We start from the raw sequence: 13,691 nt of genomic DNA on the forward strand, positions 1-13,691 counted from the left end.
CGTCATGAATAATATTGAACATTCTCATTTTCATTTTAGTGGCATCTCTCCTGACCTGATCCTTGATGCACTCATGGAAGCGGGTATCTACCCTGAATCAGGCCTGACTGAGCTTAATAGCTATGAAAATCGGGTTTACCAGTTTCAGGACGAAAACCGTAAACGGTTTGTGGTGAAGTTTTATCGACCCGAACGTTGGAATCGCTCACAAATTCAAGAAGAGCATGATTTTACGCTTGAATTACAAGAGGCTGAATTAGCTGTTGCTGCTCCCATCGAATTTTCAGGGCAAACCGTATTGGAATTCGGTGGCTTCATGTTTGCTGTTTTTCCAAGTATTGGTGGGCGTCAATATGAAACTGATAACTTATTTCAGCTTGAAGATGTTGGACGCTTATTAGGCCGGATCCACCAAGTGGGCAAGAAAAACAACTTCACGTTTCGTCCTAAATTAGGCATTACCGAGTATCTCGAGCAACCTAGGCACATCATGGCTCAGAGTGAATTGATTTCACCAAGATGGAAACCGGCATTCATTGAATCACTCGACAGATTGATAGAGCAGACGAAACGGCTTTGGCCAACGGAATTGGCTGCAATACGCTTACAGGGGGATTGCCACCCCGGCAATATTTTGTGGCGTGATGAGGCTTGGCTGGTGGATTTTGATGATGCGCGTAATGGCCCTGCGGTGCAAGACTTATGGATGCTGTTAAATGGCTCTCGTCAGGAACAGTTAATTCAGTTGGACACGCTACTGGAAGCCTATAATGAATTTTGTGATTTTGATGTCAAAGAACTGAAATTGATCGAGCCACTCAGAGCGATGCGAATGGTGCATTATTTGGGATGGATCATTCGTCGCTGGCAAGATCCTGCTTTTCCAAAGGCGTTTTCATGGTTACAAGATGATGATTTCTGGCAAAAACAATCAATCGAATTTGCTTTGCAAGTTGAACGATTGCAGGAAGCCCCTTTGCAGTTGAACTCTCAATTTTAATTAAATAAATACTATTTTTGGAGAACGTAGTATATGAAAAGAATCATGTTGGCTTTAATTGGTATTGCCATGTCATTTGGGGCTGCTGCCGCAAATTACTCTGAAGGTAAAGAATATACGGAGATCAAACAACCCGTACAAAACCTGCCACAGGTATTAGAGTTTTTCTCTTTTTATTGCCCACATTGCTATCAGTTTGAAAATGTCTATAAAGTACCGCAGACAGTAGAAAAAAATCTGCCTGAAGGCGTGAAAATGGAACGCTATCATGTTGATTTCTTAGGCCCGTTAGGTCCAAATCTGACCCAAGCTTGGGCTGTGGCGATGGTATTAAAAGTTGAAGACAAAGTGACACCTATTCTGTTCGAAGGTATCCAAAAAACGCAATCTATTCATACACCAGAAGATATTCGTAACGCCTTCATTAAGGCTGGTGTGAGTGGTGAAGAATATGATGCTGCGTTGAACAGCTTTGTCGTCAAATCACTGGTGTCTAAACAGCAGAATGCTGCGCAAGATCTGAAGCTACGTGGAGTTCCAGCGATGTTTGTTGATGGCAAATATCAAATCCGTAATAACGGGATTGCGGTAGAGAATGCGGCTGATTATGGAAAAGAGTTCTCCAATGTTGTGAACTATTTGATCAACAAAAAATAGCCTATCCTTGTGGCGGCGGGACTTGCCGCCACATTTCACGATTCTTTACGCACCGTTATCAATATCCACAATGTCTCGCATACACTATTTTTGCGCTAGATCAATGGACTTTGCTCTAACTTATTGATTTCATTTTCTTGTTTAACTACTTGATCTTTTCTTAGTTATTGAATCTAAGGCATAACATTATTTTGCCCACAGAGTTATCCACAGGTTATTTTGTTAGGTTTCATCGTCGATAAAGGGAAAATAATCACTCAATTCCTGTCATCGTAATGGCAACATTGTCGCAAGGATCGTCGGTGAAATTGAAACTCAACGTGTATCTAAGCCCACATTGTGGCATCCTATTCATTATTCATTCCTGACAAAAAGATGATGACAGATTATGGCTCAGATAGCAGAAAATCCTCTTATATTGGTAGATGGCTCATCTTACCTATACCGCGCTTATCATGCATTTCCACCTCTGACTAACAGTGCAGGCGAACCGACAGGTGCCATGTATGGTGTGCTCAATATGTTGCGTAGCTTGATTATGCAATATCAGCCAAGCCATGTGGCTGTCGTCTTTGATGCCAAGGGAAAAACATTTCGTGATGAACTGTTTGAAAGTTATAAATCACACCGTCCTCCCATGCCGGATGATTTGCGTGAGCAAATAGCACCACTGCACGAAATGGTAGAAGCAATGGGTTTACCATTATTGGTGGTTTCTGGGGTAGAAGCTGATGACGTGATTGGTACTCTTGCAAGACAAGCGAGTCAAAAAGGGATCCCTGTCTTGATCAGTACTGGTGATAAAGATATGGCGCAGTTGGTTGAACCCAATATTACGCTGATCAATACCATGACCAATACGATATTAGGGCCACAGGAAGTGGTTGATAAATATGGTGTACCACCTGAATTGATTATCGACTTTTTGGCTTTAATGGGGGATTCCTCTGATAACATTCCGGGGGTTCCGGGGGTTGGCGAAAAAACAGCGCTTGCCTTATTACAGGGGATCGGCAGTTTAGAGAAGATTTATGATTCTTTAGATGAGATTGCGGCGCTTGGATTTAGAGGCTCAAAAACACTTGCCCCTAAAATGGAAGAAAATCGAGAAGTTGCATTCCTCTCTTATCAACTTGCAACCATTAAAACGGATGTTGAGTTAGACAAAAGCTGTGAAGAGCTTGCCATTACCAAACCAAATGCAGAAAAACTTCATCAATTGTTTAGCCGCTATGAATTTAAACGTTGGTTAGCCGATGTCGAAAATGGCACTTGGATGGAGGGGAAAAGCGCGAAGAGTAGTGCAGCAGCAAGTAAAACAGAAAAGAAAATTGAAGCTGTCATGTCTGCTCCGACACTGAGTGCGGAAAATTACCAAACGATCTTAGAAAAAGCAGATTTAGATCGTTGGGTAGAAAAATTAGCGTCAGCATCTCTATTTGCTTTTGATACTGAAACCGACAGTTTAGATACTCAAGAAGCTCACTTAGTCGGCATGTCCTTTGCGATTGAACCTGGTTATGCGGCTTATCTACCCTTAGGTCATGATTATCTCGATGCACCAGCTCAACTGCCATTAAATGATGTTTTGGCTGTATTAAAGCCGATACTGGAAAGTGAAAAAATCTTGAAAGTAGGGCAAAACTTAAAATATGACGCTGAGGTGTTACTCAATTACGATATTGAGCTTAAAGGTATTGAATTCGACACGATGTTGGAGTCGTATGTACTCAACAGCGTTGCGGGCATGGGGCGCCATGATATGGATAGCCTCGCGGAACGCCATCTTAACCATAAAACCGTCTCTTTCGAAGAAATCGCTGGAAAGGGCAAAAAGCAACTGACATTCAATCAAATTGCGTTGGAACAAGCGGCGAATTACGCAGCAGAAGATGCCGATGTGACTTTGCTACTCCATCAAGCTCTGTATCCACAGCTAGAAGCTGAGCCTAAGTTGAATAAAGTTTTCCGTGAAATCGAAATGCCTTTAGTGCCTGTTCTTGTCAGAATGGAGCGTAAAGGGGTATTAATCGATGCGGCGGTGCTAGCGGCTCAATCGAAAGAGATCACTGCACGTTTGGCGGAATTGGAGAAAGAGGCTTTTGAGCTTGCGGGTGAAGAGTTCAATCTTGCGTCACCAAAACAACTACAAGCGATTCTCTTTGAGAAACTGCAATTGCCTGTTGTGAAGAAAACGCCAAGCGGTGCACCTTCCACCAATGAAGAAGTCCTTGAAGAGTTAGCACTGAATCACGCATTGCCTAAGTTGTTACTTGAACATCGGAGTCTTGCAAAACTGAAGTCAACCTATACAGATAAGTTGCCGTTGATGATCAGCCCGCAAACTCAACGGGTACACACCTCGTATCACCAAGCAGTGACAGCGACAGGGCGTTTATCGTCTCGTGACCCTAACTTGCAAAATATCCCTGTTAGAACGGAAGAAGGCCGTCGTATTCGACAGGCTTTCATTGCACGTCAGGGCTATAAGGTTGTGGCGGCGGACTATTCGCAAATCGAATTACGGATTATGGCTCACTTATCACAAGATAAGGGGTTGTTAACTGCATTTGCGGAAGGTAAGGATATTCACCGTGCAACGGCATCTGAAGTATTTGGTGTGCCTTTGGATGAAGTGACGAGTGATCAGCGTCGTAGCGCAAAAGCAATTAACTTTGGTTTGATTTATGGCATGAGCGCATTTGGATTAGCGCGCCAATTGGGGATCCCTCGTGGTGAAGCGCAACGCTATATGGACCTCTATTTTGAGCGTTACCCAGGCGTGTTGCGTTATATGGAAAATACACGCCATCAAGCCTCTGAACAAGGCTATGTTGAAACTCTAGAAGGACGTCGTCTGTATCTTGCGGATATTAAATCAAGCAATGGTATGCGCCGAAAAGCGGCTGAACGTGAGGCGATCAACGCACCTATGCAAGGAACGGCAGCCGATATCATCAAGAAAGCGATGATCGCGGTGGATGCTTGGTTACAGACCGAAAAACCACATGCTGACATGCTCATGCAAGTACATGATGAATTGGTTTTTGAAGTCAAAGAGTCAGAGCTTGATAGTGTGACCGCCAAAATACGTGAGTTGATGGAACAAAGTATGCAACTTGATGTACCGTTGAAGGTTGATGTCGGTATTGGCGATAACTGGGATGAAGCCCACTAGTGAGAGTCTGAACTGAGTCGAATGCTTAATTCGACTCAGTTTTATTTAGTTATATTATCTATTGTGAAATTATATATTATTCTATTAATACTAATACATAACTAAGTACAGACGAATGTTTGGATGTTTTCTCATTAGCCATGATTTGCATTTGGGTATTAGGCTCAATCATTTCAGACCAAGATGATATACTGATGACAGTAACCCCATATTGATTCTAACGAGTATCAACTTCAGCAATTGCAACTTGCTTTCCATTAATATCTAGACGGTGATGAGCTTTTGTTTTTTGCCCTCGACTCGATGCCATTAATTTTGGAATGGTTATTTTCCGTTTTTGTGGTGAAGGCGAAATGATTAACGCTTCTCCATTTTTAATGCAATACATTTCATTTACTTTCACTGTTGATTTCCTTGAGCTCATTTTGACTTTAAAAGCAATAATGGCATAGAGCGTGATGAGTGATAAAAATGAAATTTATTAAGTTTTAATTAAAATAAATTATTGCATTGTTGGTTCATCAATGGATATTTCATTGCCTAGCATTTTATTGATACGCTGAATGCTATTTTCGTTTAAGGAACCTTGTAAATATTCCATGTTTAATTGGTTGATTAAATAATCATATTGGGCATTCGATAAATTTTTTTTTGACTGATAGAGGGCGGAAGTGGCAGACAACATATCGACAATAGTGCGCGTTCCTACTTGATAACCCGCTTCTGTGGCATCTAATGAGCTTTGTGTCGAAATGATTAGTTGCTTATAGGCTCTAATACTACTTATCGACGACAATATATTATTGTATGAAGAGCTAACTTGCTGGGTGACGTTGCGATAATCACTTTCAAGTTGCTCTGTTGCTGCCTGAAAACCATACTGAGCTTGCTTAACTTGGGAATTAACCGTATTTCCTTGATAGATTGGTAAATTTAACGAGAGGGCTGCATTATTTTTCCCTGAATGGTTATGTATTCGATGTTGGTTTTCGATATTATTCTTGTCTAGCCGAGTGTTATTGATGGCTGTAGAAGCTTCTAAAGTGACTATAGGTAAATGCCCGCTTTTGGCGAGGGATATCTTATCATTTGATATTTCTTGTATCAGGCGAGATTTTAATAAGCTAAGGTTTTTCATTCGAGCATTTTCAAGTAGAAAGGTGATATTATCGGGTTTGGCGAGTTGTAACTTATTAATATTGAGTTTTGCTAATTGAGTATATCGTACGCCACTAATTTTTCTTAATATTTCAATTGAATTCTTCAATTCGTTGTAACCTATAACCTCTTGAGCAATGATGCTGTCATAATTAGCTCTCGCATTTTGCACGTCAGTGATGGTCGTTAGCCCTACATTAAAGCGTTGTGTGGTTTGATCTAACTGATGATAAACCGCGAGTTTATGGGCTTTTATGTAAGTGAGGGCATCAATAGACTTTAAAATATTAAAGTAAGAGATAGCCGTTTCTAAAAGAAGATCTTGCTGGCTTATTTGATAGTTAATATCTGAAATAGCGGCCTGTTTTTCTTGAATAGACAGTGATTTCCACTGGGAACTATCGATTATAGCTTGTGTCATTTGTAGGGATAATGCGGAGTTTTTAATATTTTTATTATTATCTGTTTCATCATTGTTTTTATAGCTTGAATTCGCGTTTAATTTTAATTGAGGTAGTAATGAGCTACGCTCTTCATCTATTTTTTTATAGGCTTGATAACGCTCACTTTCTGTTTTTTTTAATGTGGGGTTGTTATCTTTCGTTATTTTATAAATATCCAATAAATCCTCTGCGTTACAATTAAAACCTATAATTATTGAGCTTATTAAAATAAATAATTTAATTATTTTATTCATTGGTATTAATTCCTAATACGTTTTTTACAGTTTCGTCTAAATGAGATGTCAGAAAGAAATTTTAATTAAATTATAGATCAGCCATTAAAATGTAAATATAAAAAATCACATTTAAAAATTTAATTTAATGTATCTGTTTTACTATGTGAGCCAACTTAATTAAGTTAGTGTACAAAATGAGATTATTTTACTATCAAATATAATGTGCATTTACTACCTAAGAACGATTGTCACAGTCCATTTTTTTCCCTCAATATAGCGTTTATGTAATCTAATATCTTTTATGGCGTCAGGCTTATTTCAGAGCTAAAGGATGAATCATGGAACGCTTATTTTCTTCAACTGCATTTCAAGGGCAGGTCGTGCTAGTTACTGGTGGAGCTCAAGGTATTGGTTTAGCGATTGTTGAAGCCTTTGCTCAATTAGGGGCTTGCGTGATGATGGCTGATTTGCAGTTACAAAAGGCGCAAGCAGCCGCAGCTTCATTGGTCGCAAAAGGGTTTAACGTTCAGGCGGAAGGTTGTGACTGTGCACAGCGGCAACAAATCACCGCTTTGATAGCCAAAATAGAGTGCCAATATCATCGATTAGATGTTGTGGTACACAATGCCGCCTATTTTCCGCTAACAGAATTTATGCAAATAGATGAGGCGTTATTACAACAGACACTCAGTGTTAATTTAATGGCGCCTTTTTATTTGGCTCAAGCGGCTCAACCGATTATGCAAAGGCAGGGCGGTGGGCGTATTTTAATCACCTCATCTGTCACTGGCCCTAGAGTTGCTTACCCAGGACTTACGCATTATGCGGCCTCTAAAGCGGGAGTTAATGGTTTTATTAAGTCAGCTGCATTGGAGTTAGCGCCTTTTGGGATCACGGTAAATGGCGTTGAACCGGGAATGATCCGTACACCTGCCATGGCCAATTTAGGGGATGACCAACTTAATCAAAATATAGCTAGGGCAGTGCCTCTCGGCCGTTTAGGTGAACCAGAGGATATTGCTGCCGCGATGGTATTTTTAGCCTCGCAAGCCGCAGGCTATATTACGGGACAGACGATTGTCGTTGATGGTGGGGCATTACTGCCTGAAACTGTTTTGTAGGTGAACCTGATCTCGCTCGATGCTCGACACCGATGATGTTTGCTCTGTTTTCTTTTGCGCAATTTGAAAGTGTCATGCCATAAAACATCCTTTATCTTTTTGGGTTTTTCCTGCTGTTTTTATTTGGCGGAGAACCCCCTTTTTTGTGTGTTATTTGTGCAAAACTACGTGTTTTAGCTGAGTGGAATAAAAATTTACATTACATATTAATGCGACCTATCTCTCATAAATATGTAATAAAAATACGTTTTTTAACGCATATTGCGGTTTTATATTCGCTGAATCGTAGTAAGCATTGAAAAAAAATTACATAAAAGCTTTTTTTTGCGCAAAAAATCAAGTAGAGTATACGGCGTAGGGTACAGAGGTAAGATGTTCTATCTTTCAGACCTTTTACTTCACGTAATCGGATTTAGCTGAATATTAGCTGCTCCAGTCAATATTTTGACTGGAGCATTTTTTTATTCAAAATTTGAGCTAATTGATGATATTTGCCGTTGTGCGCCGATTGACGCACAAGGATGGAAATGGATTAAACGGGCGTGCTGTACCAGCTATCGAGTTTGATACGTAATTTATCAATACCAATCTTTTTCAGTGCGGAAAAATATTCGACTTCCACATCACCCCCTAATGGTTGTAATGTTTGACGAACTTCCATTAATTGTTTTTTCCGTGCACCAGACGCGAGTTTATCAGCTTTCGTGAGGAGCACTAAAACAGGAATTTCCATCGCGATAGACCACTCAATCATTTGCATATCTAGGTCTTTCAGGGGGTGGCGAATGTCCATCAATACCACCAAGCCTTTAATACATTCTCTTTTTTGCAGATATTCGCCGAGTGCTTTTTGCCACTTGCGTTTCATCTCTTCAGGCACTTCGGCATAACCGTAGCCCGGTAAGTCAACAAGACGAATGCCTTCTTCGACTTCAAATAGATTGATTAATTGAGTGCGTCCCGGTGTTTTACTGGTACGGGCTAAGCTTTTTTGCTGTGTCAGCGCGTTCAATGCGCTAGATTTTCCTGCATTGGAACGGCCAGCAAAGGCAACTTCGATACCGGTATCTTTTGGTAGATGACGGATATCGGGCGCACTGATGACAAATTTTGTCATGTGATAGTTATGGTTTTTGATTGTCATAGGTGGTTCTCCCTGAGTTGACCTTTGAGGCTGAGGGATTATAGCTATTGAAGGCTGACAAACAAAGCCAAAATTAATCTATACAATTGATGATATGCGTTTAAATTTGCTATTTTTATCTCATATTTGTAGTAATTTAACCATTGTCGAGAGTTTGTAGATTATCTGACGTAAATAAAGGTAAATCTTTAGCAATATATTTAGCTTCGCTCTAGAATTGGTGAATTACACTCATCATAGTCCAAGTTTACAGCATTGCTGATGATGCTTTCAGGCTCACACTTATACGTCTAGCCATCAATTTTTTGGTGTATTAGCTGTACCTTGAATTATTTAGAGTATAATTAAGTCATTAAGCTATAGCGAAAGGGATCTTGAATGTTAAAACGAATTTTTGTGCCTTTACTCGCGGTCTGTGCTATCAGCGCGTCTTCTCTGGCATTAGCTGCGGGTGAAACCTATGTCAAATTAGTGACTTCCGCGGGAAACATTGAATTAGAACTAAATGATAAAAAAGCACCCGTAACCACTGAAAACTTCCTTCAATATGTGAATGAAGGTTATTACAACGGGACCACGTTCCACCGTGTTATTCCTGGTTTTATGATTCAAGGCGGCGGTTTTAACAAAGATCTTCAGCAAAAGCAGACTCGTGGCCCCATTAAAAATGAAGCAGACAACGGTCTACGTAATTTGCGTGGAACGATTTCGATGGCTCGTACAGCGAATAAAGACAGTGCGACCAGCCAGTTTTTTATCAACGTTGCTGATAATGCCTTCTTAGACCATGGCCAGCGTGACTTTGGTTATGCCGTTTTTGGTAAGGTTGTCAAAGGAATGGATGTGGTTGATAAAATTTCTAAAGTAAAAACCGAAAACGTTGGCCCATACCAAAATGTGCCCGTTGAGCCAATCTCTATCATTTCTGCTGAAGTGATCAAAAAGCCATAATGGATAGGGTGGGTAGGTCGTGAGTATTTACCCACTTATATTCTTTCCAATATATCAAATGAGATTACGATGCGTGACATTGATTGAGTGATGTATTCACAGAGACATTGCCAATCCATGAGGATTGATTGTTTTTCTCCCTTTCCCTTCGCCATGTTTTTCTGCTTATCAGCCCGCCAGCTATTGCAACTAAATTCAATTTTGTGACCTTAATCACTGCGTGATTTGAAAACGGTTTGTTTGACGTTCTTTCGGGGCGTTTCGTTGTTAATACATTCACTAACCTAAATATTGGCCTCTATTAGGCATTTTCGTTGAAAAGTAAATTAATCAATTGAAAGGTCAGTCTTTCGATTTGAATGGAAACGAAAGGTTTTTAGTGGTTTTTTGTTCTAAAAATGAACTTTAACAAGGATCACATTTTCGATTAGCTCACTCTGCTGTAATTCATCTATGTTGTTAGCATGGTCAATCGTGATAACAAGGTACTGTTTTTTAGGAGTGATATGCATGAGTACAGATACCGTAAAAAGGCGTGAATGCATCATGGATATGTTGTGCCAAGAAGGGAGTGTACGTGTCGATGCGTTAAGCAAACAATTTAATGTTTCTAGCGTCACTATTCGTAATGATTTACGTTATCTGGAAAAAAAAGGGTGTGCCTTGCGCTCTTATGGTGGAGCAATGGTCAATCATAAATTTGCTTTCGATAGACCGTTACAGGTCAAGGGGCGCATGGACCGTGAAATTAAAACTCGTATCGCTAAAAAAGCGGCGGAGTTTGTTCATGATGGGGATTCTCTCATCATTGATTCAGGTTCAACCACAGCCGAAATTGTTCCTTTTCTAAAACAGCACCGTGATTTAGTCGTGATGACTAATGCTCTCAATATCGCATACGAACTGGCCGGTTTCGACAGCGTAGATGTTATGGTTCTTGGCGGACACGTGCGCAAAAATTCTTATTCTCTTTATGGGCCAGCTGCTGAACAGCAGTTATCGCAATATCGTTTTGATACTTTGTTTCTTGGCGTGGATGGCTTTGATCTTGAAGCAGGGATCACAACGCCGAATAGCGGAGAAGCACATCTAAACCGTGTGATGTGTGATGTTGCTCATCAAATTATTGCCGTGGCAGATGGGACTAAATTTGGACGTAAGAGTTTTTGTTTAATACGCGAAGCTAGACTGATCCATCGTCTTATTACTGATAGCCGCATCCCACTTCATTATCGCCAAGCTTTGACGGCATTTGGTGTAGAAGTCATTGTTGTTGATGAATAAGGCATATCTATTTTAATTCTTAATTAAAAACGCAACGTTTTTAATCATATCTGAGTTATTTGGAGAAATTATGCAGCCGCTATTACAGCTGATCCATCGCCATAAATCGGGCGAGGACGTTGGGGTTTACTCTGTCTGTTCCGCACATCCATGGGTATTAGAAAGTGCGATTCGTTTTGCTCAACAGCGAAATACTTCCGTATTAATTGAAGCAACGTCTAATCAAGTTAACCAGTTTGGTGGCTATACTGGCATGTTGCCTAGCGATTTTCGTGAAATGGTTTGGCACATTGCGGATCAATTAGCGTTCCCGCGTGAGAGAGTATGGTTAGGTGGCGATCATTTAGGTCCAAATGCATGGCAAAATCGGTGTGCTGATGAGGCGATGCAACTTTCAGAAACGCTAATTTATGATTATGTTGCGGCAGGTTTTCGTAAAATTCACCTTGATTGCTCAATGTCTTGTGCGGATGATCCCATCCCTTTGAGTGATGAAGTGGTCGCTTCTCGTGCGGCAAGACTATGCCAAGTGGCGGAACGTAGCTGGCAAGATCATGGTGGTGAAGCGCCTGTTTATGTTATTGGCACAGAGGTTCCTGTACCGGGCGGTGCTAAAGAATCGATGGATGGCTTGCAGGTGACATCGCCTGAAGCGGCTAAAGCGACATTGTCTATCCATGAAAATAAGTGGCAAGAGCATGGGTTAGCTCATGTGTGGCCGCGAGTGATTGCATTGGTTGTACAACCTGGCGTCGAATTTGACCATCACAATGTTGAACATTATCACCCCGAAAAAGCGAAGGCACTTAGCCAATTTATCGAATCAGTTCCTCATATCGTTTATGAAGCCCACTCTACCGATTACCAAGCATTAAAGGCTTATCGTCAGTTAGTACGTGATCACTTTGCAATCTTAAAAGTCGGACCGGCATTAACGTTTGCTCTACGTGAAGGATTATTTGCACTCGATAAATTAGATCGTGAATGGAATGGTGAACGTGATGCCGCTCATTTACACGCCACTCTCGAACAAATTATGAATGAGCAGCCAGAGCGTTGGCGCCCTTATTACAAAGGTAGTGCTCACCAGCAGTACATCGACAGACAATATAGCCTAAGTGACCGTATTCGTTATTACTGGGCAGAACCTGAAGTGGAAACCGCGGTCGCTAAATTATTAGACAATTTAAGGCGCAATCCCGTTCCTATTTCAATGTTAAGCCAATACCTACCTGAACAGGCAGAAGCCGTTAAAGTCGGCGATTTAGAGAATGACCCAAAAGCTTGGGTTATGGATAAAGTTCGAGGGGTGCTCCTTCAATATGCACAGGCGTGTGAGTCTCAATCACAAGGAGTGATGGCATGAAAACCATATTGTCATATTCACCATCTTGGTTAGAACAGCATGGCGCTCTGTTTACCGCGCAAGAAATTACACACCAGCCTCGACTGTGGCGTGAACTGTATCGAGAGTTGACAGCAAAATCAGCACAATGGCAGCCTTTTTTGGCCAAATTATTCGCCAAGCCAGACTTACAAATTGTGTTATGCGGTGCAGGATCATCGGCTTTTGCAGGGAAAGCAATGGCACCTTGGCTACGCGAATACTGTGGGTTAGACGTACATGCATATGCCTCTACCGATATCGTCCCAACCCCTTGGCACTACCTTGATAAACATAAGCCGACATTATTAGTTTCTTATGCGCGTTCAGGTAATAGCCCTGAAAGTGTGGGGGTCATCGAACTGGCCGATGAGCTACTCGACGATGTCTATCACTTGATGTTGACCTGTAATCCCGACGGCGCGCTAGCACGTTATGCAGAAGGGAAAAAGCATGTTTGTTCTTTAATCATGCCGGATGGCTCTCATGACAGCAGTTTTGCCATGACCTCAAGCTTTAGCTGTATGACATTAGCAACCTTATTACTCTTTGGTGTTCAAGACTTCACACAATCACTTAACCATGTTGAAGAGATTGCCACATTGGCAGAAACAGGCCTTTCACAATGGTTACCGATGATTCAAAGCATAACAGAGGATAGTTTTAGTCGTCTGGTTGTGCTTGGCTCAAGTTGCTTTACGGGCATAGCCGAAGAAGGGGCGTTGAAAATGTTAGAGCTAACGTCAGGGAAAGTGGCAACACGCTTTGACTCAACATTGGGGGTACGCCATGGTCCTAAATTTATGATTGATAAAGAAACATTGGTAATAGTGATGTTATCGGCTGAAGAGTATTGCCGCCGCTATGATATAGATTTGCTAAATGAGCTGAAACATGACCAACGAGCAAAGAATATTGTGGCACTGAGCAGTCAGCCTTTAGTACAGGCCGTCGAGCTTGATAGCCAACTGAATGATATTTGGTTGATATTTCCTTACCTTGTCTTTTTGCAACTTTTGGCATTTGAAGCCTCTCTTCATCATGGTTTATCACCAGATAACCCTTGCCCGAATGGTGAAGTGAATCGTGTTGTTAAAGGTGTTCAGCTATACCCATACAAATCAACAAAATAATA

General features: G+C 41.1%; 11 protein-coding genes. 8 read left to right on the forward strand and 3 right to left on the reverse strand.

Features of this window, described 5'->3' with window-relative positions; genetic code table 11:
• The first annotated feature begins 4 nt into the window (after window positions 1–4).
• From G3341_RS01455 to polA, 3 genes are all read left to right on the forward strand, one after another.
• On the forward strand, window positions 5–1,000 hold the full coding sequence (locus G3341_RS01455; RefSeq protein WP_163860545.1) for a serine/threonine protein kinase: 996 nt from the start codon (window positions 5–7) through the stop codon (window positions 998–1,000).
• A 33-nt stretch (window positions 1,001–1,033) separates the two neighbouring features.
• On the forward strand, window positions 1,034–1,657 hold the full coding sequence (dsbA, locus tag G3341_RS01460; RefSeq protein WP_154624382.1) for a thiol:disulfide interchange protein DsbA: 624 nt from the start codon (window positions 1,034–1,036) through the stop codon (window positions 1,655–1,657).
• 388 nt (window positions 1,658–2,045) lie between these two features.
• Window positions 2,046–4,835, forward strand: a complete 2,790-nt coding sequence (gene polA / locus G3341_RS01465; protein WP_163860546.1) for a DNA polymerase I — start codon at window positions 2,046–2,048, stop codon at window positions 4,833–4,835.
• Window positions 4,836–5,052: 217 nt separating this feature from the next.
• Here the strand turns inward: polA and G3341_RS20600 are convergent, their stop codons facing one another.
• Entirely contained in the window at window positions 5,053–5,238 is a 186-nt protein-coding gene (locus G3341_RS20600) for a hypothetical protein (protein ID WP_230085810.1), read from the reverse strand.
• Window positions 5,239–5,337: 99 nt separating this feature from the next.
• Window positions 5,338–6,690 (reverse strand): outer membrane channel protein TolC, encoded by a 1,353-nt coding sequence (gene tolC / locus G3341_RS01475; protein WP_163860547.1) that lies wholly within the window; start codon window positions 6,688–6,690, stop codon window positions 5,338–5,340.
• Between the two features lie 320 nt (window positions 6,691–7,010).
• Between tolC and G3341_RS01480 the strand changes: the two genes are divergently transcribed.
• Window positions 7,011–7,793 (forward strand): SDR family oxidoreductase, encoded by a 783-nt coding sequence (locus G3341_RS01480; RefSeq protein WP_163860548.1) that lies wholly within the window; start codon window positions 7,011–7,013, stop codon window positions 7,791–7,793.
• A gap of 532 nt (window positions 7,794–8,325) precedes the next feature.
• Here the strand turns inward: G3341_RS01480 and yihA are convergent.
• Window positions 8,326–8,937: a ribosome biogenesis GTP-binding protein YihA/YsxC gene (yihA, locus tag G3341_RS01485; protein ID WP_154622086.1), complete on the reverse strand. Its 612-nt coding sequence runs from the start codon at window positions 8,935–8,937 to the stop codon at window positions 8,326–8,328.
• A 378-nt stretch (window positions 8,938–9,315) separates the two neighbouring features.
• Here yihA and ppiA point away from each other — a divergent pair, with 378 nt between their 5' ends.
• The 4 genes from ppiA to G3341_RS01505 all read left to right on the forward strand — a co-directional run bounded on the left by ppiA (window position 9,316) and on the right by G3341_RS01505 (window position 13,689).
• The gene (gene ppiA, locus G3341_RS01490; RefSeq protein ID WP_154622085.1) at window positions 9,316–9,888 is read left to right on the forward strand and encodes a peptidylprolyl isomerase A; all 573 of its coding nucleotides are present in this window, start codon (window positions 9,316–9,318) and stop codon (window positions 9,886–9,888) included.
• A 510-nt stretch (window positions 9,889–10,398) separates the two neighbouring features.
• A complete protein-coding gene (gene agaR / locus G3341_RS01495; protein ID WP_154622084.1) occupies window positions 10,399–11,172 on the forward strand; it encodes a transcriptional repressor AgaR in 774 nt (257 codons plus the stop codon).
• Between the two features lie 70 nt (window positions 11,173–11,242).
• Window positions 11,243–12,538 (forward strand): D-tagatose-bisphosphate aldolase, class II, non-catalytic subunit, encoded by a 1,296-nt coding sequence (locus G3341_RS01500; RefSeq protein WP_163860549.1) that lies wholly within the window; start codon window positions 11,243–11,245, stop codon window positions 12,536–12,538.
• The gene (locus G3341_RS01505) at window positions 12,535–13,689 is read left to right on the forward strand and encodes an SIS domain-containing protein (protein WP_163860550.1); all 1,155 of its coding nucleotides are present in this window, start codon (window positions 12,535–12,537) and stop codon (window positions 13,687–13,689) included. Before G3341_RS01500 ends, G3341_RS01505 begins: the two co-directional genes overlap by 4 nt.
• Window positions 13,690–13,691: the final 2 nt, after the last annotated feature.

Source organism: Providencia vermicola (genome assembly GCF_010748935.1).
Lineage (GTDB): Bacteria > Pseudomonadota > Gammaproteobacteria > Enterobacterales > Enterobacteriaceae > Providencia > Providencia zhejiangensis.

Excerpts from the sequence above, each read along its gene's own strand:
- G3341_RS01455 (WP_163860545.1), top strand. The coding sequence starts at position 5 with ATGAATAATATTGAACATTCTCATTTTCATTTTAGTGGCATCTCTCCT.
- dsbA (WP_154624382.1), top strand. The coding sequence starts at position 1,034 with ATGAAAAGAATCATGTTGGCTTTAATTGGTATTGCCATGTCATTTGGG.
- polA (WP_163860546.1), top strand. The coding sequence starts at position 2,046 with ATGGCTCAGATAGCAGAAAATCCTCTTATATTGGTAGATGGCTCATCT.
- tolC (WP_163860547.1), bottom strand. The coding sequence starts at position 6,690 with ATGAATAAAATAATTAAATTATTTATTTTAATAAGCTCAATAATTATA.
- G3341_RS01480 (WP_163860548.1), top strand. The coding sequence starts at position 7,011 with ATGGAACGCTTATTTTCTTCAACTGCATTTCAAGGGCAGGTCGTGCTA.
- yihA (WP_154622086.1), bottom strand. The coding sequence starts at position 8,937 with ATGACAATCAAAAACCATAACTATCACATGACAAAATTTGTCATCAGT.
- ppiA (WP_154622085.1), top strand. The coding sequence starts at position 9,316 with ATGTTAAAACGAATTTTTGTGCCTTTACTCGCGGTCTGTGCTATCAGC.
- agaR (WP_154622084.1), top strand. The coding sequence starts at position 10,399 with ATGAGTACAGATACCGTAAAAAGGCGTGAATGCATCATGGATATGTTG.
- G3341_RS01500 (WP_163860549.1), top strand. The coding sequence starts at position 11,243 with ATGCAGCCGCTATTACAGCTGATCCATCGCCATAAATCGGGCGAGGAC.
- G3341_RS01505 (WP_163860550.1), top strand. The coding sequence starts at position 12,535 with ATGAAAACCATATTGTCATATTCACCATCTTGGTTAGAACAGCATGGC.